Origin of the sequence: Spirulina sp. CCNP1310, from assembly GCF_034932185.1 — a bacterium.
In the GTDB taxonomy this organism is placed as follows: domain Bacteria; phylum Cyanobacteriota; class Cyanobacteriia; order Cyanobacteriales; family Spirulinaceae; genus Spirulina.
This window is the reverse complement of sequence record NZ_JAYGHW010000005.1, coordinates 39,931-62,839: the sequence shown is the minus strand read 5'-3', so window position 1 is coordinate 62,839 and position 22,909 is coordinate 39,931. Positions and strand designations below refer to the sequence as shown.

The following is a 22,909-nucleotide window of genomic DNA, read 5'->3' as shown; positions in this document are numbered from 1 at the left end:
GAAGGGGTTGGGGGATGAGGGGCAAGAAGGGACTAAAGAAACGCTAAGATTGTTTAAGTCTTGTTGCACATTTATTTAAGGATTCATTCATGTCTGTAGCTACCGCCATCCCCGCCTTTTGTGAGGGTATTCAATATTTTGCCGAAAGTTTAGAAGGATTCGAGGCCCACGGAACCACAGCGGCCATTGCTGCGGGTGAAAGGGCGATCGCCTCCCCCAGTGACCCCAACGCCGTTTATCAAACCCTCCTGGCGGCGGATGCCCTACGCTACCTGACGCTCCAAATTACCGCCAGCAAAGAATCGGGCCACCCCGGCGGTTTTGCCAGTATTGCCGACGGGATCGCCGCCCTGATGATGTTGGGGTATAAAAACATCACCACGGAAGTGGGCCACCATGCCCCCGGTTTTTATAGCAATGTTTTCCTCGATCAATCCCTCGAAGCGATGGGGATTACCACGGTGCAGGAGATGCGCGATCGCTTCCGGGAAACCCACGGCCTCCTCGGCCACCTTTCCGGCCAAATTCCCGGCCTGCTTAACCCCGCTGGCCCCTTAGGTCAAGGGCAACATTTCGCCATGGCCGGCGCAAAGCTCAACCCCGGCATCCTTTTCCCCGTCACCATTGGCGACGGTGGCCTTGGGGAACCCTACATCATGAGCAGTTTCGGCCACTTCAACACCGCCTATCCCCAAACCACCAACTTCTTGCCGATCCTCGTCTGGAATGGCTACAGCCAAGAACACCACAGCATGGTTTCCACCAAAACCAACGCCGAAATGATCGCCTATTGGCAGGGGAATGGTTTCCAGGAAATCATCCTCGTGGATGCCAAGGAATATGATGATGCGGGACAAAACGGGGCCTATGTGGATAGCACCGCCTTTTCATTCCCGGCTCGCCTGCGGTTTACCCAAGCCCTGTTAGAAGCCACCGACAAAGCTGCTCAATCTGCCCTCGGTGGCAAACTCACCGTCTTAATCGTCAAACAACTCAAAGGTGCAGGGGTGCATAAACGGGGAGCAAAATCCCACAACCTTTATCCAGGGGATTCCGTCGAAAAAGACTATATTATCGAAGCCCTCAAGGCCCGCGCCCTCACCCCCCAAGCCTGGGAATTAGTGCGGACTAACTATGTTCGCGCCAACGGCGGCCCCGCCTCCCAAACCGCCGTCACCGAAACCACCCGGCCATTGCCGGATTTAGGCACACTGATCAGCCAAGAATTCCCCATTGGCGATAAACAAGTTTCCACCACCGCCATGGGGTCAATGGTGGTACAGGTGGGCCATGAAGACCCGGATTTTGTTGTCACCAATGCCGATGGCAATGCCGCATCGGGGATTAATAACATTAACGTGGGCCTGAAAATCCTCCACCCCACCCCCGATGCGGATTACTTCCAACAACCCCAAGGCCAGGTTTATGAACCCTTGAGTGAAGATGCCTGTGCAGGGTTGGCGGCGGCTCAGGCGTTGTTTGGGGGGCGATCGCTCTGGTGTTCCTATGAATCCTTTGCCATCAACGGCCTCCCCATCTGGCAAACCGTCACCCAAGCTATGGCGGAACTGCGCCGCCTCACCCCCGCCACCGTTTGTCTGTTTACCGCCGGAGCCTTAGAGCAGGGCCGCAACGGTTGGACACACCAACGGCCAGAGGTCGAAAACTATTTCGCCGCCATGATGCGCAATGGTAACGTTTTCCCCCTTTTCCCCTGCGATGCCAACAGCACCCAAGCCTGTTATGACTGGGCCCTAGGGCAGAAAAATAAAGGGATTACAATCACCGTCTCAAAATCGCCTTTGCCGGTGCGATCGACCCTCGCCCAAACCCGCACCGGGTTAGATCAGGGGGCCTTTGTGCTGCAAACCACCCCCGGCAGTAAAACTGTGGTGTTTGCGGTTTTGGGAGATATGACATTGATCCCCGCTTTAGCGGCGGCGGAGCAACTGGCGGCTGAGGGAATCGGGTCGAAAATTGTCAGTGTGATTAACCCCCGTCGCCTCTATCGGGCCTCCGATGTGGCTTGGGAACTGTGTAGTGATGCAGATCAAGGGTTTTTGAGTGATCAGTCCTTTGATGATCTCTTTGGGGGCGATGCAGTGTTAGCCATTACCGGCGGCTCTGGGGCGATGTTGGAGCCGGTGCTGTTGCGGGCTAAGGCTCCCCGTGATTTGTTTGCCTGGAAACGGGGGGAAACGGCGGCTAGTGCGGCGGCGGTGATGGCCATTAATGGCTTAACCGCTGAAGCCTTTGTCGCACGGGCTAAGGCGTTGCTGGGTTAAACCCTCCACCGCAAAACCTTGTCGGGGCGAAAATTGAAAATTTATTGAAAAATTTTCGCCCCTTGGCGATCGCGCTGATCTCTCCCGCTTAGGGGAAATACTAATGATCGATGTGGCGCAATATTGAGGCATAGATGCCCTGAGAGAAAATGCTTCCGAAAGTCGTAGCGGGAAACTGTTGAGGTTACGATAAAAGCGATCCGCGATGGGCAAGCCATCGCGCACCCGAGCGCCTGCCTATCCCCTCCCTGACCGTATGAAGCGATTCTTTAAGCCCATTGCCCCCTTGCCCCTGCGGGTTGTCTTAATTGCGCCGTTTTTGCTGCAAATGGCGATCGCCGTCAGCATTGTTGGTTATCTCTCCTTTCGCACCGGGCAACGGGCAGTCCATAGCCTCGCCTCCCAGTTGCGCAGTGAACTCACTGCCCGTATTCAGCAACGCCTCCATTATTCCGTTGCCTCTCCCCATCTCGTCAATAGCCTCAATGCCACCGCCCTCAGCAATGGCACATTAGATCTCACCAATATCAGGGGCGGCTCGCAACTGATTCAGCAACTCAAAAATACCCCCCTCACCAATAGTCTTTACTGTGGTAATGAGCGGGGCGATTTTTTTGGGGCCACGCGCCGCCGAGGAACCAGTCGCTTCGACCGTCGCACGCTGCAAATGATGGCCAGCAATCAGCGCACTGGGGGCATTTACCAACTCTACGATGTGGACAATCAAGGCAACCTCACCCATTTACTGGAAGCCGTTGCCCCCTATGACCCTCGGCAACGCCCTTGGTATATTGCTGGTCGCCAAGCCGGGCAACCCACCTGGAGTCCGATTTATCTCGATTTTTCCTCTGGGTTGCCGACGATTACCGCCAGCCAGCCGGTGTATCGGGACAATGCTTTATTGGGGGTCTGTGGTACGGATATTGTCCTGTCGGAAGAGTTGCGGACATTTCTCCACAGTTTGGATATTGGCAAATCGGGGGAGGCTTTTATTATTGAGCGGTCTGGGGCGTTAATTTCCAGTTCCACCGATGATGATTATGCGGTGGCGGCAAAGGATCCGCGTCAGCGAACGAATCACCCGCGACGGTTACAGGCAACGGAAAGCGAAGATCCTTTAGTGCGGGCAACTGCTGCTCATTTATTGCGGCATTTTGGCAATTTTTTTGATATTCGCGAAAGTCAGCAACTGGATTTTGCCATTGAGGGGAAACGGCAATTTATTCAAGTTGCCCCCTTTCGGGATGGGCAGGGGCTGGATTGGTTGGTGGTGTTGGTGGTGCCGGAGGCGGATTTTATGGGGCAAATCCAGGCCAATACCCGCAATACGGTGTTACTTTGCCTCTTGGCTTTGGCGATCGCCACAGGAGTGGGGATTGTCACGGCACGGATTTTAATGGGGCCGATTTTGCGGTTGATTCAGGCTACAGAGGCGATCGCCGGGGGGCAATTGGAGCAAAATGTCACGACCCAAGGGATTAATGAATTGTTGCGGTTGGCCAATTCTTTTAACAGTATGACGGCTCAACTGAAGGAATCTTTTGAAAGTTTAGAAAGTCAGCGCAACTCCTTTGCGCGGTTTGTGCCAGCGGAATATTTGGAGTTTTTGCGGCGGGATAGTTTGGTGAATGTGGCCCTAGGGGAGCACGTTAGTACAGATATGGCAATGTTGTTTTCGGATATTCGTTCCTTTACGACGTTGTTGGAGCAGATGACCCCCCAGGAAAGTTTCACGTTTATTAATGGTTATTTGGAGCAGGTTTCGCCGGAGATTCGCAAGCATGACGGCTTCATTGTGAAATATTTGGGGGATGGGATTATGGCGGCTTTTCCCCAGGGTTCACGGGATGCGGTGGCGGCGGCGATCGCCCAACAGGAGCGGGTACGCCATTACAACCAAGTTATCCCCCAAACGTTCCCGATTCAAATTGGTATCGGCATTCATTTTGGGCGGATTATGGTGGGGATTGTCGGGGAAACGGGGCGGATGCAGGGGGATGCGTTTTCCGATACGGTGAATTTGGCAGCGCGGCTGGAGGGGTTAACGAAGTTTTATGGTGTGGCGGTGTTAATTTCGGAGGCGGTGTTGGACAATTTAGGGGAGCATTCCTACTCGGTGCGGTTTTTGGATCGGGTAATGGTGAAGGGCAGGGGGGAGGCGATCGCCATTTATGAAGTCCTTGATGCTGACCCGGACAAGGATCGCAAGTTAGCCACGCAACCGGATTTCATGGCAGGGATTGCTGCCTACCAACAGGGGGACATTCCCACGGCTCAAGCTGCGTTTAATGCCGTCCTCACCCAAAACCCCACGGACAAAACGGCGAGTCTTTATTTAGAACGTCTCGCTTGGTGCGATCGGAATGGTTTCCCCTCTCCCTGGCAAGGCATCTGGCAATTCACCGATAAGTAGGCGCAAAAACTTTCCCTTTTGGTTTGAGTTATAGGGTGTTTCAGAGAGATTACTGATGATAAAAACGAGCATCTTCACGACTGACGCACCATCGCCATTGATGTACATCAAAAATTATTACTTGATGTGTAAAATATTGGTATTGGTTATTGTTTTGGGAAGCACTTTTTCCAGTTGTAGACGGTAATTTTCTTTAGAAATATAGTTTGCATAATGCGGTATGCAGACGATCTGAAATTCTTCGCCGAGATTACGCTTTGCTAGAAGTCCAGCATCCTTTCCAAATGTAATTAAAATCGGATTGGGAACACCCAATACCTCTATTTCTTCCCTCAGCATTTGTATATTTTTTTGCTCAAAATCAGCGTTTTCTCGGAGAAACTTCATCATTTTTCCAGAAGCTTTCTCTTCAAAATCTTTAATTATATCGGTCATGTAAGATCCCCAATAGGGAGTTTCTTTCAAAGCATATCGTATCTTAAAATCTGTGGCCATTGGTCGAGGATCATGAAAGTTGCCCAGCGATCGCTCAATTTTGCGAGAGATATTCAGGCCAAGTAAAACTGTATTTCCATGGAGTACATCGAGCAGTGCAGGATTTTGTTCAGGATCTAATACAGTGAGATCATCAATATTATCTTTGGTTTTTTTACCTTCCTCTGCCCACACTGCCCAACTTGCAAAATGTCCAAATTGTTCACGAATTTTACAGAATGTTTGGAGGTTGATCATGAGCGTTTGATGAGTGTAAACTAACTAATAAAACTTAAGGCAATGCAATCTCGAATTATTCAAAAGTTGTAGGATGCATTAGAGAAATTAAACCACAAAAAAATAACTTCGTAACTAACGCAAAATCACCATTCAGAAAATGGTGCGTCAAGCAAAATTGAACCACTAATTGCATAATTAATTCCATCTGACGCACCCTACATTTATAATTACTTTATGAATTTTGAAAATATGCGCAGACGCTTCTTATCTTGATTTTTTTGTGATAAATTTTCCTTATAAATACATATCCAAAAGACCCAGTTTTAGATACTGTGCATTATCGTAACAATGCATTAAAACCGGCTTGGACAAAGTGCTTATCATAAGCAAGTGCATCCATAATGTTCTGTTCTTTCATAACGCAAAATGATGCACAATCTGTTAAACTCCAAGACTGGTCTAAACGGTTTGCATAAAATTCAAGTGCTGCTAAAAATAATTCTTGATCATGAGGAATGATTGTGATATTTTCGTTATCTTGAGAACGCTTCACTAATTTGATCATTGATGACTTTAACCATTTCCTTTGACCAGAAAAGGCATTTAAGCATTCAACAAAAATCATTTCAGTAGTAATAATTTTTAGAGGATAAAGGGCTTGGGTTATTTCCTTTGACTTTGAATGTAAATTGTTACTCGAATTCAGCAATGCAATCCAGTATCCTGTATCTGCAAAAACAGTCTTCATGATTCTTGTTTAGGGACACCGTAAAGATAATGATCTAACTGTTGAGAAAAATCCTTGGGAAGTTGATCCCATTCCTGTAAAGGAACTTCGGCGGTAATTTCATCAATCATTTGCAGGATCGGGTTATTGTTGGCAGGAGAAGAATCTGGGATAGGTTGAACCTTGACCTTCGTTTTTAAAAAAAGCAGAAAGTCATAGACTTCTTGAATTAAAAAATCAGGCGTTGATTCCAGTTCGTCAATTAGTTGTTGTTTATTCATTGGACGTTGTAGAGTTGATCGGCGTGGGGGCGAAATTTAAAATTTTTCGCCCCTACATCAGCAATATATCTGAATATCCCCTAATCCTGAGCGTGAGCCGCTAACCATTGGAGGATAAGGGCATTGACTTGATCCGGGGTTTCGTCGTGGGGACAATGGCCCGCCTTCGGGATGATGTGGAATTCCCCTTGGGGGAGATTTTGATAGATTTTAGAACCAGAGATCGGAGTCCAGGGATCAGCATCCCCCCACAGAATTAACAGCGGTTGCGCGATCGCTGGTAACAATTCCCCCGGAGCCGGGCCAGGGGGTGCAGTCAACACCGAAGCAAACACCGCCTGCGCCCCCGCATCACAGGAAGGTTGATAGAGCAACTCCACCAGATCATCCGTGACAGCATTGCGATCGCCATACACCTGATAAAGCGTATTCTTAATCCGGCCCCGCTGGCGAATTTGGTTAAACACCAAAGGCCCCACCAGGGGAGAACTCACCAACTGCGTAAACGTCCCCATCACCAACCGCAACAGCGGGTTTAACTCCTCCGGCCGGTGGTTCAGCCCCCCCGCACAATTAATCAATACCCCGCCTTCCGTGATTTCCGGCCGGTGCGCCATCACCATCAACGTCAACAGCCCCCCGATAGAATTCCCCACCATCACCATCGGCCGGCCAATGTGGGCCTGCCAAAAATCACAAATCTGCGCCTCCCATAACTCCAGACTGTAGGCCAACGCCGGTTTAGCCGAACCCCCAAACCCCAACAGGTCAAGGCCATAGACCTGATAGCCCGCCGCGGCTAAAACCGGGATATTTTTGCGCCAATGACCAATGGAAGCCCCAAACCCATGGATCAACAGGAGCGGCTCTCCCGTCCCGGCGACGGTGTAGCGGATGTTGTGGCCCTGCCATTGCCAATCATGGGGGGTGAGGGTTGCGGGGGCGGCTGCTGTTACCATGGATAGATTAAAACTTTCTAAACTTTTGTAACGTTATTTTATCGATAATCACCATGCTTTTGCCAGAACAACGCACGAAGCTCGACCCCACCAACGATTCTCTGTTTTACGACTATCCCCGCTTCGTCACCCATGTCGATGATCATTTCATTGCCCAACTGACCACCCTGTACCGCGATCGCCTCACCCCCCAAACCCGCATCCTCGATCTGATGAGCAGTTGGGTTTCCCATTTACCGGAAGAAATGGCATTTGCCCATGTGGAGGGCCATGGCATGAATGGGGAAGAACTGGCCAAAAATCCCCGCTTGGATCACTACTTCGTCCAAAACCTCAATGAAAACACCACCCTCCCCTTCGAGGATGAAAGTTTTGCGGCGGTACTCAATTGCGTTTCCGTGCAATATTTGCAATACCCCGATCAGGTGTTTGCCGAGGTAGCCCGAATTTTGACACCGGGGGGGCTGTTAATCATTAGCTTTTCCAATCGGATGTTTTACCAAAAGGCGATCGCCGCCTGGCGAGAAGGGACAGAATCCAGCCGGGTGCAATTGGTGCAGCGTTATATCCGGGCGATCCCAGCCTTTGAAGAACCAGAGGTGATCTGCAAAACTTCCCCCGCCCCCCCCATTTTGCAATTGTTAGGGATGGGCATTCATGACCCGTTTTATGCTGTGATTGCCCGCAAACAAAAATCTCCTTCAGGATAGAGGTGTTCTGACCCCCCATTGCGATAAAACCAATAAAGATTGCATCCCCATTCTGACCCCCAATGGATCCCACCACTGCCACCCAAATCACCATCCCTACCCCCCTCCTGATCAAGGGATTGATCGGTTTAGGCAGTATTTTAGGCGTGATTCTCTTGGGCTTAGGGGGGCGATCGCTCTACCGCGCCCTCATCGCCCGCCTCCCTCCCCTTTGGCAGGATATCTACTATCGCCTCATCGCCCCCGATCTATTTCTCGTACTCCTGAGCGTGATCATTGGTGTGAGCGATGTGGTGCTAATTTATCTCCCCTTAAACTATTGGTGGTGGATTGGTGAAACAGCCTTAGGATTACTCTTAGCCATCTTTTTAATCCTCTTGGGGACGCGGTTTTTTGCCCGCTTATTTGACCGCTATTTACTCGATACCGCGATTCAAAGCCGCCAAAAAGTGAATAGTGAACTGCTCAATGTGACGAAGGCGATCGCCAATGGATTACTAATCATCATTGTTGTGATTATATTCGCCCAGGTGCATCGCTTTAATATCGTCGGCCTCCTCGCCAGTTTAGGCGTGGGGGGGCTAGCCATTGCTTTTGCCGCTCAGAAAACCCTAGAGCAAATTTTAGGGGGGATTGTCATTTATTTAGACCGGCCCTTTGTGGTGGATGATTATATTGGTTTACCCGATGGTATTTTTGGCCGGGTGGAATCGATTGGGATGCGATCGACCAAAATTCGCACCTCTGGGAAAGGCACATTAGTGATTGTTCCCAACAGTGCGTTAGCTTCGATTAACATTGAAAACTACACCAGCGCCAAAAAAATCATCTCCCTGGTCTATCTCACCTTTCATCGTCTGATTGAAGATACCGAAAAAGCTTTTGTTCGCCAGATTATTTTAGACAGTACCAAAGATATTTTAGGCATCGATCCCCGTAGTACAGAGGTGCGTTTTCAAGAAGCACAGAATCATCAAAACCAAACCATTACCCAAGCCCAAATCAACTTTTTTATCCTTGGCTCAGGGGATGTTTCCATGGATTTACGCAAACAAGTCTTAGAAATTGCCAATCAAAATATTAACCGTCAGTTAACTGAGTTTGGGGTTGAATTTTCCATTGAAGAACGCAGCCTCAATGTTGATTCTCCCATTACCATCTAACCCCCATGGATTTTTCTCAAGTTGCGGATATTTTTCAAGCCACAATCCTTTGGCTCCATAGGCGAGAACTGCTCAATGCCCTCATTTTTCTCGGCTTTTTAGCCATCGCGATGATTGTGGGTCGTTATACGCCGACAGTGGTGCGGATTGTGATCAATGCGATCGCCCCCCAAACCCAAAACCGCTTTTACGCCCGCTGGATCGAACCCATCCGCCCAGAAATCCGGATTACCGGCACGCTCCTCCTCATTACCATCGCCCTCAGTTGGCTCACCCCCTACACCGCCCTTTATAACTTTCTGCGGCCCTGCATGATTCTCAGCCTGACCATTAGCACCGCTTGGCTCACCTCCCGCCTCCTCCATCTCTTCCTCCAAGTCTATGGCATCGCCTTTGTCCAAAAGCTGGGTCTAGACCCCGATGAACTGATTTTACCCTTTGAATCGGTGTTGAATGTTGTGATTGGGATGACGGCGGCGATCGCCTTTGCCCAGACCCAAAATATTAACCTCATCGGCTTAGTAGCCAGTTTAGGGGTAGCCGCTACAGCAGTGGGTTTAGCGGCCCAAACTGCCCTCTCCCAATTAATCGGAACCATCGTGTTATACCTCGACCGCCCCTATATTAAAGGAGAATATATCCGCCTCACCAATGGCCTTTTCGGCCGCGTCGAATCCATCGGTATCCGCTCCACCAAAATCCGCACCCCCGCTAAAAATACCCTCGTCATTGTCCCCAATTCCCTGATGATCAATATGGAAATTGAAAACATCACCCGGGGCAAAAAAGTGATGGTCTTGTTATATCTTGACTTTTTTCAGAGTTTAAATGCCCAGCAAATGGCCCTTGTTGAGCAGGTTGTTAATCAAAGTACCGATAGTTTAATGGGCATTGATCCCGGCAGCACCCGCATTCAATTTATGACCCTAGAGGATCAGGAAAATCGCCGCGCCCGAGTCACATTCTTCATCCTCGGCTCTAGTGATAACTCCATCGAACTCCGCAAACGCTTATTAGAACTAGCCAACGCCACCATCGCCCAACGCATGACCACCTACGGTTTAGAATTCACCACCCAAGACCCAACGGTTTATGTCGATTCCCCTGTACCTCTCTAGCCCCTCTTTGATCTGCGTAGGGGCGAAAAAATTTAAATTTATAGCAATTGCTAGAGCTATGCGGTACAAAGATCCCCCTCAATCCCCCTTAAAAAGGGGGAAGTAGAGTTCTCATAAGTCGCGAAAACGCTATATTAAATTTTTCGCCCCGACTTCAAACACAACCGTTAAAAGTTAAAAACTAAATTGTGCTCGGAAGTTAGCCACATAAACATCGGGATTAGCGCCGAAGTTATTCGGGTTTTTAATCCAGAAGAACGAAGGAACCAGGGCAATATTATTATTGAGGGGATAGAAATAGTTGGCTTCAAACTCATGTTGAATGCCCCCGTCCCCTGCCCCAGAAACAACAAAGTTGCGCCCCCCAATAATTGAAAAGGGAATCAGATAGGACACTGTTAATAGTGAGCCATCTTTGCCCAAATCTGGAAACGCTAACCCCGCTTGTACTGATTGGCCAATAATCACCCCCCGAGATAAACCCGTATTCACCGGGCGTACATGGGTCTTCCCATAGGTATAACGACCAAATAAACCCAACCATTCTAAAGGTTGCCAGTCGAAATTAAAGCTATAGGTATCGGCATTGGCATCATTGAGATCCCCACCAAAACCATCATCCGCCAAACCATAGAGCGGTTCACTTTGCCCCCCTGCACCGATTAAACCACCAACGGCATTGAGGCGCGATCGCGTGTATAAAAACCGCAAATTGAGGTCATCAATGGGGGTAAACGTCAGTTCACCGCTGAGGGTATAGGTTCCCGAAAACAAACCCTCTGAGGGGTTAGCGGCGGTATTAAAGCCAGCGGCTTGGCTGAGAAATTCGGTGCTTTCCCCTAAATAGCCAATATTGAACTGAATCTTATCGTTCAAGCGGGCTAACGCCACTGCCCCCGCCCCCCGGTCTAGGGTATTAATCAACGCCCCACCACTGGAGTTAAAACTATCAGCCCCTTTGAATAAATTGGTGTAGCGGTTGCCATCAAAATAGCGATACCAGTTCACCCTTGGCCCAACCACTAATTGCAAGGTATCATTCACCGGGAATTGATAAAAGAGTTCGCGAATAATGACCGAATTATCCGTTGTGCCTTGATTGGTAAATGTCGAACCCCAGGTATTAAATAAACCGGCAGAAACATAGGTGTTGGCGGGTGCAGTCCCATTCCCTGCGGCAAGCTGAATTGCTAAATTATCTTTACCTGTAAAGGAGGTGCTTAAGTTGAGCCAAGTCAGATAGGAAAATGTCGGTTTGCTATCATCGCTAATCGTGCGGCGAATCGGAATATTATTCGCATCTCGACGGGGGGTAGCTAAGGTAAAAGCACTGCTACCTTCGGCGAGCAGATCGCGCCCTGCCCAAGCATGGCTCATGTGCATAAACACATTGCCCCGCAGTCGGGTCGTGGTGGAAAATTGGTTATCTTCCAAAAAAGCCACCCGACTATCGAGGTTGTCCACCCGGGTTGTCAGCATGGCGAGTTCAGTTTCAAACTCTGCCATCAGCCGCTCCATGGTGGCGAGATCATCACGGCTGACAAAGTTGGCGGTACTTTCGGCAATCAGTCGTTCGATCTGTTGGAGACAAGCATTCAAGCCAGCGGCAAATTCATAGCGAGATAACGCCCGATCGCCCCTAAACGTGCCGTTGGGATAACCGGCAATACAGTTGTAGCGTTGTACCAAATCACTCAACGCGGCATAGGCCCAATCATTGGGGGAAACATCGCTCAATTCCGCAACACCCCGGACTTGGGACATCGGGGCTGTGCCGCTGATGGCTTCGAGTTGTTGCAGCGTTTCATTGGCGAGGGTTGCGGGGGCAAACCCTAAGCTCAGAGCGGTGGCCATTGCCCCCACCAAAATTCCTTGACTTTTCCTCAATTTCATAACTCACACCGAAATTTAGCAGGACATTATTTTCAGACTCCCGCAACGTAGCAGACATTTTTTAGGGGTTGTGTAGTCTGGATTACGAAAATAGTGCGGGAGTCTTAGAGCAACGTCAATTTATTGCGGGGATGAAAGACGACACGAGCGACTTTAGTCGCCGTTTTAGGCCAGTCGTGTTATGCTAATCATATTGTATTTCAAACGTCCAGGAACTATCACAAGGCTAAAAACCGACAGGCCTGGAAGCATTTAAGGGTAAGCAGGCAGCGTAATGAGTGGGCGGATTGCCTACTGCGTCATCCAATCTAACGATTTGGTCGCCTAGGAAGACTTGAATGTGAAAGGGTTAGTCTGCGAGCGGCATCGTGCTGAGTCGATAGTGAAGCGGGTTTGTATCCTGCGCCTGGGACGAACTACCGTGGGGCAAACGGGAAGTCATACGCTTGGGGAGATTAGACCTCTGGCTGGGTTGGAGCAATCCTGCTCGGTTAAGTCCGGTCGATGAACCAAGAATCCCCGTCGCTTTAGCGCGGGGAGTGTCAACGTTAATCAGAGACAAAAAGGCAGATGGTGATGGTCGTCATCCGTGAAAAGACGGATTTTTTGAGCGTCATAGCTGAGTTTTGGGGGCAATGAGGTGATAGCCGTCGGCACTGGCGACGATTTCCAGGGATTCCCCCCAAGTGGCGCGGGTGGGTTCGTCGATGAGGATGAAGTGTTGGGTGTGGAGGGTTTGCAGTGTGGGGAGGTCGGCGGGGATGAAGAGGCGATCGCCATAAAAATCCAAACTGGGGCGGCTGGCGAAATAGCCCAGATAGACCACAGTATCGGGGGAGGTATGTTCCCGCACCATTGCCCCAATGGCCCGCACCGGAAAACTTTCATTCACCTCCCACACCCAAGCGGGGGAGAGGAAAAAACTGGTTAACCCCAGATATAGGCCGATGCTGAGGGTGATTAAAAAATGGCGATCTGGGTTGGGGCGGCTTAAGCATCGGGTACAGAGGGCGAACGTGATGAGGGCGATCGCCACCCCGCCGATTAAGGGAATTTGCGGATCACTCCAGAGCAAATAAGCGCCACCCCCTAAACTAGCAAGGGTTAAAAATCCGAAAAAGTAGCGCAATTTGGGCGCAATATTCGTTAATCCATAACCGCCGATCAGCAGGGCGAAAAAGGAATAAACCGGGAAAACATACCAGGGTAATTTTGTCCCCATCACGCTTACGAGGGCGAAGAAAAACCCAAATCCCCACAGGGGCAATAATCCCCCCTTGCGCCATTGTTGGGCGGCTTGGGTGAGGGCTTTGGGGAAAAAGACGAGCCAAGGCCAGCCATATTTGAGCAGTTCTAACAGGTAATACCAAATTGGCCCAGCATTGCCCTCCACGGCGGTACTGAGGCGATCCAAACTTTGGCCGCCAAAATGCGCGGTCATAAATTCCCCGCCGTAGGCCTGCCATTGCGCCTCATACCAAGCCCCTACCACCGCCCCCCCAATCAATAATCCCCCCCAACTGTAGGGATTTTTAAACACTTGCCATTGTTGTTGGAGGAGGATGTAACCAAGGGCGATCGCCCCCAAGGCCAACACTAAAACCCCTTTCGTCAGCGCAATGGCCGCAAGGGCGATCCCCATACCGAAGGCCCAGGGGGGCCGCTGTTTCGATTTCACCAAACAGAGCAGGAAAAAGATCAAAAATGTGTTGATGATGCCATCAAGCATGGCGAGGCGACCATGGCGGACAACGGGTAAAAGGGTGAGGTAGACGACAGCGGCGGCAATTGCCCTCCGTTGATTCCCGAACAGTTCCCGACCGAGGAGGTAGAGGAGGGGAACGCCGAGGGCGGTGATGATGGCCAGGGGAGCGCGGCAGGCAAATTCGAGGGCGGGGGATTGCCATTCAGCCCCGAACCCTTGGAGGACTTGATACCCGATGGCCACTAGCCAAATCCCTAAAGGGGGCTTGGCCCAAAAGGGTTGGCCAAACAGGGAAAGATGGAGCCAATGGTGCGATCGCACCATCTCCCTCGCCACCAAGCCATAGGTTCCCTCATCCCAATCCCTTAGGGGAGCCGTGCCTAAACCCACTAACCATAGAAATAAGGCCGCAACGGTCAACCCCCCCAACCAACGCCATTCGGTTTTGCTCAAGCTCACCCCCAAAATTTTGCCAAAACTTAGCATATAGCAATCCTCAAGGATTCATGAACGCCGCTACTCCCCTCTCACACCCCCATGCTGTGGGCCTCAAGCTCAGAGAGGCGTAAAATTCTCATCCGCAATCCAGTTAGCGAAAAAAATTTCCCCCCACGGCTCAGAGGGCTGACTTTAGCCACCTTTCCCATTCCCGGACGGCAACCCTTTAAAATGGGGAGCGTTATCCCAAACCCATGGTGCTGTCATGACCGCCGCTGTTGTCATTGAACATCTGCAAAAACGCTACGGCGAAATCCCAGCCGTTCAAGATATTTCCTTTACCGTCCAACGGGGAGAAATTTTCGGACTCCTGGGCCCCAATGGGGCCGGCAAAACCACCACGATTCGTTGTCTTTGTACCCTTGCTAAACCCGATAGCGGCCGCGTTGAAGTCTGTGGGATTTCCGCCGTCAAGCAACCCAAACAGGTACGGCGCAGACTGGGCTATGTGGCCCAAGAAGTGGCCCTTGATAAAGTCCTCACCGGGCGGGAACTGCTCAACCTTCAAGCCGCCATCTACCACATCCCGCGCTCTCGGGCCCAAGACCGCATTCAAGAACTACTCGAAGCCCTCAATCTGACGGACTACGCCGACCAAAAAACCGGAACCTATTCCGGCGGGATTCGCCGCCGCCTCGATCTCGCTGCTGGGCTACTCCATCAGCCGGATCTTTTGGTTTTGGATGAGCCGACGGTGGGGTTGGATATTGAAAGCCGCTTTGTCGTGTGGGAATTTTTACGCCAACTGAAGGCCGCCGGGACAACGGTGCTGCTCACCAGCCATTATTTAGAAGAGGTGGATGCCTTGGCCGATCGCCTCGCGATTATTGACCGGGGTTTAGTCTTGGCAGAAGGCACACCCACCCAGTTAAAGGATCAGGTGGGGGGCGATCGCATTACCCTCCGGCTCCGGGAGTTCACCTCCGACGAAGAAGTCCAAAAGGCACAGCACAGTCTTAATGCCCTGCCCTTTGTGGAAACGGTGATTATCAATACCGCCCAAGGCAATTCCCTCAATCTTGTTGTCCAACGGGGTAGCAATGCCCTCCCCCAAATTCAAGACACCCTCACCGATATTGGTCTGCCCATTTTCAGCCTCGCCCAATCCCGACCGAGTTTGGATGATGTTTATCTCGCGGCTACGGGTCGCACGCTCATGGATGCGGAGTTGGCGGCGGCCAGTATGCGGGATCTGAAAAAAGAACAAAAACAAGCGATGAAAACAGCTTAGATCCCCAGAGATCCCCCTAAATCCCCCTTAATACGGGGGACTTTGAACCGGAGATCCCCCTAAATCCCCCTTAATACGGGGGACTTTGAACCGGAGATCCCCCTAAATCCCCCTTAATACGGGGGACTTTACAGCCCAAGATCCCCCTAAATCCCCCTAATCCCTTGCGGCGATGCGCCTGCGGAGTAGAACAAGGGGACTTGGGACAAGATTAAACTTTCCTTTAAAAATCAAATCATGAGCCAATCCATTAGTCCCACTGCCCTTGCCCCCCAAACTGCCCAAGCCCCGGATCCGGGGGCTGTGGCGGAATTTATCCAGGAAACCCTGGCCCTCACTCAACGGCTCTTTATTCAACTGCAACGGCGGCCCTCTACCCTTGTGGCGGGGGTGATTCAGCCGATGATGTGGTTGATTCTCTTTGGGGCTTTGTTTACGAACGCGCCCCAAAGTTTGTTTGGCCCTGAGGTTCACTATGGCCAGTTTCTCGCGCCGGGGGTGATTGTGTTTACGGCGTTTTCGGGGGCATTGAATGCGGGGCTGCCGGTGATGTTTGACCGGGAATTTGGGTTTTTAAATCGGCTCCTTGTGGCTCCCTTGGCTTCCCGCTATTCGATTGTGGCGGCTTCGACGATCTATATTATTAGCCTCGCCTTTGTGCAAACGGTGGTGATTATTGGGGCCAGTGCGGCTTTGGGGGCGGGGTTGCCCAATGTGGTGGGGTTGGGGGAGATCGCCCTCATTGTCCTGCTCATCGTTTTAGGGGTGACGGCCCTCAGTTTGGGGCTGGCCTTTGCCCTACCGGGACATATTGAATTAATTGCCGTAATTTTTGTCACCAATCTACCCCTCCTGTTCGCCAGCACCGCCCTCGCCCCCCTCTCCTTCATGGCCCCCTGGTTGCAATGGTTAGCGGCATTGAACCCCCTCACCTATGCGATCGAGCCGATCCGCTATATCTATTTCAATGCTCAATGGTCCCTCACCAGTCCCGTCATGGCCGCCCCTTGGGGGGATCTCAATTTTGCTGTGATGTTGGCGGTGTTATTGGCCTTTGATCTGGTTGTCCTGCTCCTGATTCAACCCCTCCTCCGCCGCCGTTTCGGTTGATCAATCCTGTGCGATCAAAACTCTACCTCCCCCTTTTTAAGGGGGATTGAGGGGGATCTCTGTACCGCATCGCTTCAGAAATTGCTATATCATCCAAAGGCTTCAACTTGCAGATTTAAAACATTAGCTTATGTATGACGTTTACGGCATTGGCAACGCTTTGGTGGACATGGAATATGAGGTGACACCGGAGCAACTGGCGGAGTTAAACATTGAAAAGGGCGTGATGACATTGGTGGATGAACACCGCCAAAGTGAAATTACCGTTCACCTCCAAGGGGTGGAGTGCAAAAAGGCCAGCGGTGGCTCGGCGGCCAATACCCTCGTCACTCTCAGCCAATTGGGGGGTAAGGGTTACTATGCCTGTAAGGTAGCCAATGATCCCACAGGGGGCTTTTTCCTCTCCGATCTCCTCGAATGTGGCTTAGATACCAATCTGCAACACCAACCCCGCACCGAAGGCGTAACCGGCAAATGCTTGGTCTTTGTCACCCCCGATGCTGATCGCACCATGAACACCTTTTTAGGGATTAGTGCCGATATTTCCCCTGCTGAAATTGATAGCACGGCCCTCGCCCAAGCCCAATATCTCTACACCGAGGGCTATCTTGTCACCTCCCCCACCGGCAAGGATGCAGCGATTACGGGGTTAAATTTTGCCCGCGATGCGGGGGTGAAAACCAGTTTTTCCCTTTCTGACCCGAATATGGCCAAGTTTTTCCGGGATGGCCTGCTGGAAATCATTGGGCCGGGGGTGGATTTGCTCTTTGCCAATGAGGCGGAAGCGATGACGTTGGCGGGGGTAGAAGACCGGGAAGGGGCGATCGCCTATCTCAAAACCCTGGCCCGCACCTTTGCTGTCACCCTCGGCCCCGCTGGTTCCCTCGTTTTTGATGGAGAAACATTACACGAGATTGAGCCAATGCCAGTAAAGGCGATCGACACCGTGGGCGCAGGGGATACCTATGCGGGGGCTTTTCTCTACGGCATTACCCACGGCATGAGCTACCCCGAAGCGGGAACTCTGGCCTCACGGGCAGCGGCCCAAGTGGTGACACAATATGGCCCGCGCTTAACCCCAGAAGTATTGGCCACGTTGCTCCAGGTTTAAGGGGGAAAGCACCCACAGGGACAGTCCTTAAAACTGTCCCTAGGGGCATTGTTCTCAATCGAGGTCAAAAAATGCGACAAATCCCCCTCGACAGGGTGGAAATCTTAAGAAAATCTAAATAATTCTTGCCAGATCCGGGAAAACCCTTGCTTTTAGGGTTCTTTTTGCGCTAAAAGAATAAACAGTGAACCTCCGACAGATCCTCTCCTCGTAGTGGAAACCTCAAGGATCGGGAGCGTAAAAACAGAAAGTTTGCACCATTTATTAAATAATCACAAACAGCGTATGACTCAACAAGTTGCTCACCCTATGGTGAAGTTACAACGGAAAGTGCGTTCTTTAGTGGATTCCAATATCCTCAAGCCGAGCGATAGCATTTGGAAAATTGCTTTCCTCTATGGCGATGATTGGAGTCACTGGAAACAAGAACTGTTAGATTTTGGTTTTGCGATGCAAGACCCTGTGAGTGAAATCCTTTTAGTCGAAGCCTGGGATGAAGACGAAGAATAAACCCTTCTCCAGGATTGCAGAGATCCTCAGGGCATGATGCCAGGAGCCAGGATCAGTCCATGCTTGTCCCCCCAGTTGTGGGGGATTTTTTGTAGGGGAGGAATCCTGCTGCTGTGGCGATCGCCAAATTGACCCATGGAGAAAACCAGGGGCGATCGCCCCCCTAATAATGAGGCATACTCTATCCTCCGCATTCCCATGACCACAACCCCTGATCACAGTCTCCCCCCCTGGCGATTTGCCCTCACCCTGTTGGCGCAATTTGCCTTAATTGTCGGTGTGCCGGCCCAAGCCATGATCACTTATTTTGCCGGGGAGCCGGTGATCCTCCAAACTGCCCCCGTTGATCCCTACGATCTTCTCCGGGGCTATTCCCAAACCCTCAACTACGATATTTCCCAAGTTCCAACCTTGGAAAAACTCCCCGGTTGGGCAGAAATTCAAGCCGAATTAGACAGCGAAGAGCGAGACCCATCGCAACCGATGTTGATTTATGTCACGTTAGGCAGTCCCGAAACGGAAACCAATGCGGGGATTCCCACCCCTTGGGAGCCGGTGGCGGTGGGGTTAAATCCCCCTAAAGGTTTGGCGATCGATGAGGTGGCCTTAGCTGGGCAACTGTACTATGGCCAAGTCACCTATGGCTTGGAGCGGTACTATATGCCGGAAGATCAAAAAGACGGGATCAATGACCACATTGCCGATATTAACCGCCGTTTCCCCACCGATCCCCCCATGGTCGTAGAGGTGCGAGTACGGGGCAATCAAGCAGTTCCGGCTACGCTGTGGGTGGGCGATCGCGCCTATCGTTTCTAGGAAAATTCATCTCGTGCCATGGCTCTGCCATGGTATGGGCATCAAGCGGCTCTGCCGCCCTTGAGAATGGAGGCAGAGCCTCCCGGAGGGCGTTACTTGGCAGAGCCAAGTAACGAGGAAAGACCTAAACCTTGAGCCAATCGAATAGGGTCTGATGGGTAATCTGCCAATCATCTAAGCCCTCAAGCACCTTTAACGGCGTGGTATCGCCCGGTAGATAAATCTGGGGCCGGCTGTGATTAAAGACCGTGATCCCTTTGCTGTGGGGATCAATCAGCCAGCCCAGTTCTGTCCCTTGACTGACACAAAAGAGGATTTTCTCCATCACCAATGTTGCGGACTGATCCGGTGAGAGGATTTCAATCATCCAATCGGGGGGACAAGTCACCTGATCGCTAATTTCGCCATCCTCATCCCTGGGCAAATTCGCCCAACGCAACACCGCAATATCCGGCACAATCGAGCGGCCAGCAATGGTGCAGCGCAGTTCTGTGAGAGCAAGGGCAATTTTGCGATCTTCTGCCACTTCGTCAATAGCACGGGCTAAACGGGCTTGAAGGCGACTATGTTTTCCTTTGGGCATGGGTTTGGTTTCGATCCTCCCTGGATGGTATTCGCGGGCGGGTTTGGTTTCTGGTAAAGCCAGAAATTCCTCTAGGGTGAGCGTTGAGGATGTTTCTGTTGAGGATTTTACGGGGGTTGCAACCATCAAACCTCCTGGGGTATGTATGTTTGTATTATGCCATAGAAAACCTGAGATGCTGGGCAATTTGCGGAATGGGGGGCGAGAATTTGGCACACTAGAGATCGAGTTTTCGAGAAGATCGCCCATGGCTGCTACTGCTGTTCAATCCCTGCCGACCCTCACCCCTCCCCGACCCTGGACTATTGAAGAGAGTGAACGCCTCTATCGGGTGCAGGGGTGGGGCGAGCCTTATTTTTCCATTAATGCGGCGGGCCATGTGCTGGTTTCGCCCTTGGGCGATCGCGGCGGTTCGTTGGATTTGTATGAATTGGTGCAGGGGTTGGAGCAGCGCAATTTAGGGATGCCCCTCTTGATTCGGTTTGCGGATATTTTGGGCGATCGCATTGAACGCCTCAATGCCTGCTTTGCCCGCGCCATTGCCCGCTACAGTTACCCCGGAACCTATCGGGGCGTGTATCCGATTAAATGCAATCAGCACCGTCATTTAGTGGAAGCATTAGTGAAGTTTGGCCAGCCCTATCACTTTGGGTTAGAGGCCGGATCGAAGCCAGAACTGATGATCGCCCTCGCCACATTGCCCCCCAATCCCCCCGGCAATGATCAACCGACGCTTTTAGTCTGTAACGGCTACAAAGACCGGGAATATATCGAAACAGCCCTGTTAGCAACAAAATTGGGACATTATCCCCTCTTGGTGATTGAACAGTTGGAAGAGTTGCGGTTAATTTTAGAAATTAGCGCAAGTTTGCAGATTCGCCCCAATTTAGGGGTACGAGCGAAATTAAACACGAAAGGATCGGGCCATTGGGGAAATTCCACAGGCGATCGCGCCAAGTTCGGCCTCACCATCCCTGAAATTCTCACCGTCGTTCAAACCCTGGAAAAAGCAGAATTATTACCCTGTTTACAACTCCTTCATTTTCATATTGGCTCACAAATTTCCGCCATTAGTGTGATTAAAGATGCCATCCGCGAAGCCAGTCAAATCTATGTGGAATTGGCAAAATTGGGGGCGGGGATGCAATACCTCGATGTGGGGGGCGGTTTGGCGGTGGATTATGACGGCTCTAAAACCAAGACCGCTGCCTCGAAAAACTACAATATGCAGAACTACGCTAACGATATTGTTGCCGAAGTTCAAGAAGCAGTGGCGGCGGCCCAAGTGCCGGCCCCGACGTTAATGAGTGAAAGTGGACGGGCGATCGCCTCCCATCAATCGATTTTAATCTTCGATATCCTCGGCGCAAGCTATCCCGTCACCACCACGCCGCCCCCCGTCGCCCCCACGGATCACCTCATCCTCCGCAACCTTTGGGAAACCTACGAAACCATCGATCTGGAAAATGCCCAAGAGGCCTATCACGATGCGCTGCAATTTAAAGAAGAAGCCATTAGCCTGTTTGGGTTTGGTTATCTTTCCTTAGCGGAACGGGCTAAGGCTGAACAACTCTGCGGTTGCTGTTGTCAAAAAATCTTTAGTTTGATTCGCCATCAAACGGTAATTCCTGATGATCTCAAAGAATTAGAAACCAGCCTCACCGCCACCTATACCGCCAATTTATCCGTCTTTCGTTCCGCTCCCGATAGTTGGGCGATCGCCCAACTTTTCCCGATCATGCCTATCCATCGCCTCAATGAAGCCCCTACGGAGCGGGTAATTTTAGCCGACCTCACCTGTGATAGTGATGGCAAAATTGACCGCTTTATTGATCAACATCCGGGTAAAGATGGCCTCGAACTCCATCCCCTCCAATTCAACCCTGACCACAGCCCCCAACCCTATTATTTAGGAATGTTTTTGGTGGGAGCCTATCAGGAAATTATGGGCAATCTTCATAACCTGTTCGGCAGAACCCACACCGTCCATATCACCATGACCCCCAAGGGCTACCATGTGGATCAAGTGATTCGCGGTGACACAATGGGGGAAGTATTAGCCGCTGTCCAATACAATGGCGAAAATCTCCTCGAAACGCTCCGCCAACGCACAGAAATCGCCCTTCAGGAACAGCAAATCACGCTCCCGGAAGCCCAGCGGCTTTTACAAAACTATGAGCAAAGTCTCAACCGTTACACCTATTTAACCCAACGGGATTAGCGGTAATACCAATCGGGGTGAACAATTAACGGGTTATCGCCATTCATATTGCCAACATGGTGATAGTTGCAGTTAAGGAAATAGCCATGGGGCCAGGTGCGATCGCCCCCTGGAAAACGAATCTGATCCCGCACCACACCGCAACCAATTTGGGTGCTTTCCCGCCAAATGATTTGGGTATAGTGACCACAAACACCGTTACAGTTGCCATTGCTGTGATTGTATAACTGCCGTTCATCATCCCAATCCGTCACCCCCTTCACCACGGGCTGCACCACAGCGGGAGCCGATCCCGCTGCCCAGGCTAGGTTTTCCCCCAACGCGGCGGCATTGCCCCGCAGGCCGGTGCGGGCGGCAAATTGCTGTTGTCGCCAAGCATTGGAGCTATGGCCTTGGGTTCCCCGGCTTTGGTTGGCCCAAGTTTGGGCCACGGCGGCTACATCACAATTCCAGCGCACGGCGGGCAGGGGGGGTAAACCGTTGGGAAGGTGGCGATCGCCATCTTTCCGGGCGCGGTTATGTTCGAGGAGGATGGCCTGCATTTCCTGCCGGGTTAACTGGGAGGTGCTAGTAGCACAGTCGGGCAAAGGAACAGCCGCGACATTATCCTTATAGCGGTTATAGAATGCCGCAGCGGTATCGGTTTGGGCAATTTTCATGGGGGGATTAAGGGCAGCGGGGGCGGGTTGGAGCGTCACCGCAACGGCAAGAAAACCACTAATTGTGGTGAGCATTGGATATTTCATAATTTTAAACAGCCAGAAATCACCACCACTATAGCTTTTCCCGTTCGTAACACCCCCACCCCGAAAAATCTTTCACCCCTCCATATTTTTCGCCTCTCCATGGTCAAATTTGAGG

The 22,909-nt window shown here is 51.2% G+C and carries 20 protein-coding genes and 1 pseudogene; 12 read left to right on the top strand and 9 right to left on the bottom strand.

The features are described from left to right. Positions 1-89 precede the first annotated feature (89 nt). The gene (locus VB712_RS02615; protein ID WP_323251834.1) at positions 90-2,285 is read left to right on the top strand and encodes a phosphoketolase; all 2,196 of its coding nucleotides are present in this window, start codon (positions 90-92) and stop codon (positions 2,283-2,285) included. A 256-nt stretch (positions 2,286-2,541) separates the two neighbouring features. Further along, positions 2,542-4,698 carry an adenylate/guanylate cyclase domain-containing protein gene (locus VB712_RS02610; protein WP_323251832.1) on the top strand — a complete coding sequence of 719 codons (2,157 nt, stop codon included), beginning with the start codon at positions 2,542-2,544 and terminating at the stop codon, positions 4,696-4,698. A gap of 117 nt (positions 4,699-4,815) precedes the next feature. Here VB712_RS02610 and VB712_RS02605 read toward each other — a convergent pair whose 3' ends face one another. The 4 genes from VB712_RS02605 to VB712_RS02590 all read right to left on the bottom strand — a co-directional run bounded on the left by VB712_RS02605 (position 4,816) and on the right by VB712_RS02590 (position 7,379). Beyond that, positions 4,816-5,430 (bottom strand): hypothetical protein, encoded by a 615-nt coding sequence (locus tag VB712_RS02605; RefSeq protein ID WP_323251830.1) that lies wholly within the window; start codon positions 5,428-5,430, stop codon positions 4,816-4,818. Positions 5,431-5,749: 319 nt separating this feature from the next. After that, positions 5,750-6,160, bottom strand: coding sequence for a type II toxin-antitoxin system VapC family toxin (locus VB712_RS02600; RefSeq protein WP_323251828.1), 411 nt, complete (start codon positions 6,158-6,160; stop codon positions 5,750-5,752). Beyond that, a complete protein-coding gene (locus tag VB712_RS02595) occupies positions 6,157-6,420 on the bottom strand; it encodes a hypothetical protein (RefSeq protein WP_323251826.1) in 264 nt (87 codons plus the stop codon). Before VB712_RS02595 ends, VB712_RS02600 begins: the two co-directional genes overlap by 4 nt. A gap of 80 nt (positions 6,421-6,500) precedes the next feature. Beyond that, positions 6,501-7,379 (bottom strand): alpha/beta fold hydrolase, encoded by an 879-nt coding sequence (locus VB712_RS02590; RefSeq protein ID WP_323251825.1) that lies wholly within the window; start codon positions 7,377-7,379, stop codon positions 6,501-6,503. Positions 7,380-7,432: 53 nt separating this feature from the next. On the opposite strand from VB712_RS02590, the gene VB712_RS02585 reads away from it, so the two are divergent. The 3 genes from VB712_RS02585 to VB712_RS02575 all read left to right on the top strand — a co-directional run bounded on the left by VB712_RS02585 (position 7,433) and on the right by VB712_RS02575 (position 10,370). Further along, positions 7,433-8,089 (top strand): class I SAM-dependent methyltransferase, encoded by a 657-nt coding sequence (locus VB712_RS02585; RefSeq protein ID WP_323251823.1) that lies wholly within the window; start codon positions 7,433-7,435, stop codon positions 8,087-8,089. Between the two features lie 62 nt (positions 8,090-8,151). Next, entirely contained in the window at positions 8,152-9,252 is a 1,101-nt protein-coding gene (locus VB712_RS02580) for a mechanosensitive ion channel family protein (protein WP_323251821.1), read from the top strand. A 5-nt stretch (positions 9,253-9,257) separates the two neighbouring features. Beyond that, positions 9,258-10,370: a mechanosensitive ion channel family protein gene (locus VB712_RS02575; protein WP_323251820.1), complete on the top strand. Its 1,113-nt coding sequence runs from the start codon at positions 9,258-9,260 to the stop codon at positions 10,368-10,370. Between the two features lie 174 nt (positions 10,371-10,544). On the opposite strand, the gene VB712_RS02570 is transcribed toward VB712_RS02575, so the two are convergent. After that, entirely contained in the window at positions 10,545-12,263 is a 1,719-nt protein-coding gene (locus VB712_RS02570; RefSeq protein ID WP_323251818.1) for an iron uptake porin, read from the bottom strand. A gap of 207 nt (positions 12,264-12,470) precedes the next feature. On the opposite strand from VB712_RS02570, the pseudogene VB712_RS20355 reads away from it, so the two are divergent. Beyond that, positions 12,471-12,771, top strand: a pseudogene (locus VB712_RS20355) (hypothetical protein); the annotation flags it as partial. A 105-nt stretch (positions 12,772-12,876) separates the two neighbouring features. Here the strand turns inward: VB712_RS20355 and VB712_RS02565 are convergent. Next, positions 12,877-14,454 carry a glycosyltransferase family 39 protein gene (locus tag VB712_RS02565; protein WP_323251816.1) on the bottom strand — a complete coding sequence of 526 codons (1,578 nt, stop codon included), beginning with the start codon at positions 14,452-14,454 and terminating at the stop codon, positions 12,877-12,879. A gap of 217 nt (positions 14,455-14,671) precedes the next feature. Between VB712_RS02565 and VB712_RS02560 the strand changes: the two genes are divergently transcribed. From VB712_RS02560 to VB712_RS02545, 4 genes are all read left to right on the top strand, one after another. Continuing rightward, positions 14,672-15,697 carry an ABC transporter ATP-binding protein gene (locus tag VB712_RS02560; RefSeq protein WP_323251814.1) on the top strand — a complete coding sequence of 342 codons (1,026 nt, stop codon included), beginning with the start codon at positions 14,672-14,674 and terminating at the stop codon, positions 15,695-15,697. 237 nt (positions 15,698-15,934) lie between these two features. Further along, entirely contained in the window at positions 15,935-16,807 is an 873-nt protein-coding gene (locus VB712_RS02555; RefSeq protein ID WP_323251812.1) for an ABC transporter permease, read from the top strand. A 130-nt stretch (positions 16,808-16,937) separates the two neighbouring features. Next, a complete protein-coding gene (locus VB712_RS02550) occupies positions 16,938-17,918 on the top strand; it encodes an adenosine kinase (protein ID WP_323251811.1) in 981 nt (326 codons plus the stop codon). Between the two features lie 285 nt (positions 17,919-18,203). Further along, a complete protein-coding gene (locus tag VB712_RS02545; RefSeq protein WP_323251809.1) occupies positions 18,204-18,428 on the top strand; it encodes a DUF4327 family protein in 225 nt (74 codons plus the stop codon). A 26-nt stretch (positions 18,429-18,454) separates the two neighbouring features. Here the strand turns inward: VB712_RS02545 and VB712_RS02540 are convergent, their stop codons facing one another. After that, positions 18,455-18,622, bottom strand: coding sequence for a hypothetical protein (locus VB712_RS02540; protein ID WP_323251807.1), 168 nt, complete (start codon positions 18,620-18,622; stop codon positions 18,455-18,457). A gap of 4 nt (positions 18,623-18,626) precedes the next feature. Between VB712_RS02540 and VB712_RS02535 the strand changes: the two genes are divergently transcribed. After that, a complete protein-coding gene (locus VB712_RS02535; protein ID WP_323251805.1) occupies positions 18,627-19,244 on the top strand; it encodes a GDYXXLXY domain-containing protein in 618 nt (205 codons plus the stop codon). 124 nt (positions 19,245-19,368) lie between these two features. On the opposite strand, the gene VB712_RS02530 is transcribed toward VB712_RS02535, so the two are convergent. Then, a complete protein-coding gene (locus tag VB712_RS02530; protein WP_323251803.1) occupies positions 19,369-19,953 on the bottom strand; it encodes a Uma2 family endonuclease in 585 nt (194 codons plus the stop codon). Positions 19,954-20,074: 121 nt separating this feature from the next. Between VB712_RS02530 and speA the strand changes: the two genes are divergently transcribed. After that, complete coding sequence (gene speA / locus VB712_RS02525) at positions 20,075-22,048, top strand: biosynthetic arginine decarboxylase (protein ID WP_323251801.1); 1,974 nt, start codon at positions 20,075-20,077, stop codon at positions 22,046-22,048. Here speA and VB712_RS02520 read toward each other — a convergent pair. Further along, the gene (locus tag VB712_RS02520; protein WP_323251799.1) at positions 22,045-22,794 is read right to left on the bottom strand and encodes a CAP domain-containing protein; all 750 of its coding nucleotides are present in this window, start codon (positions 22,792-22,794) and stop codon (positions 22,045-22,047) included. The genes speA and VB712_RS02520 overlap by 4 nt on opposite strands. Positions 22,795-22,909 lie beyond the last annotated feature (115 nt).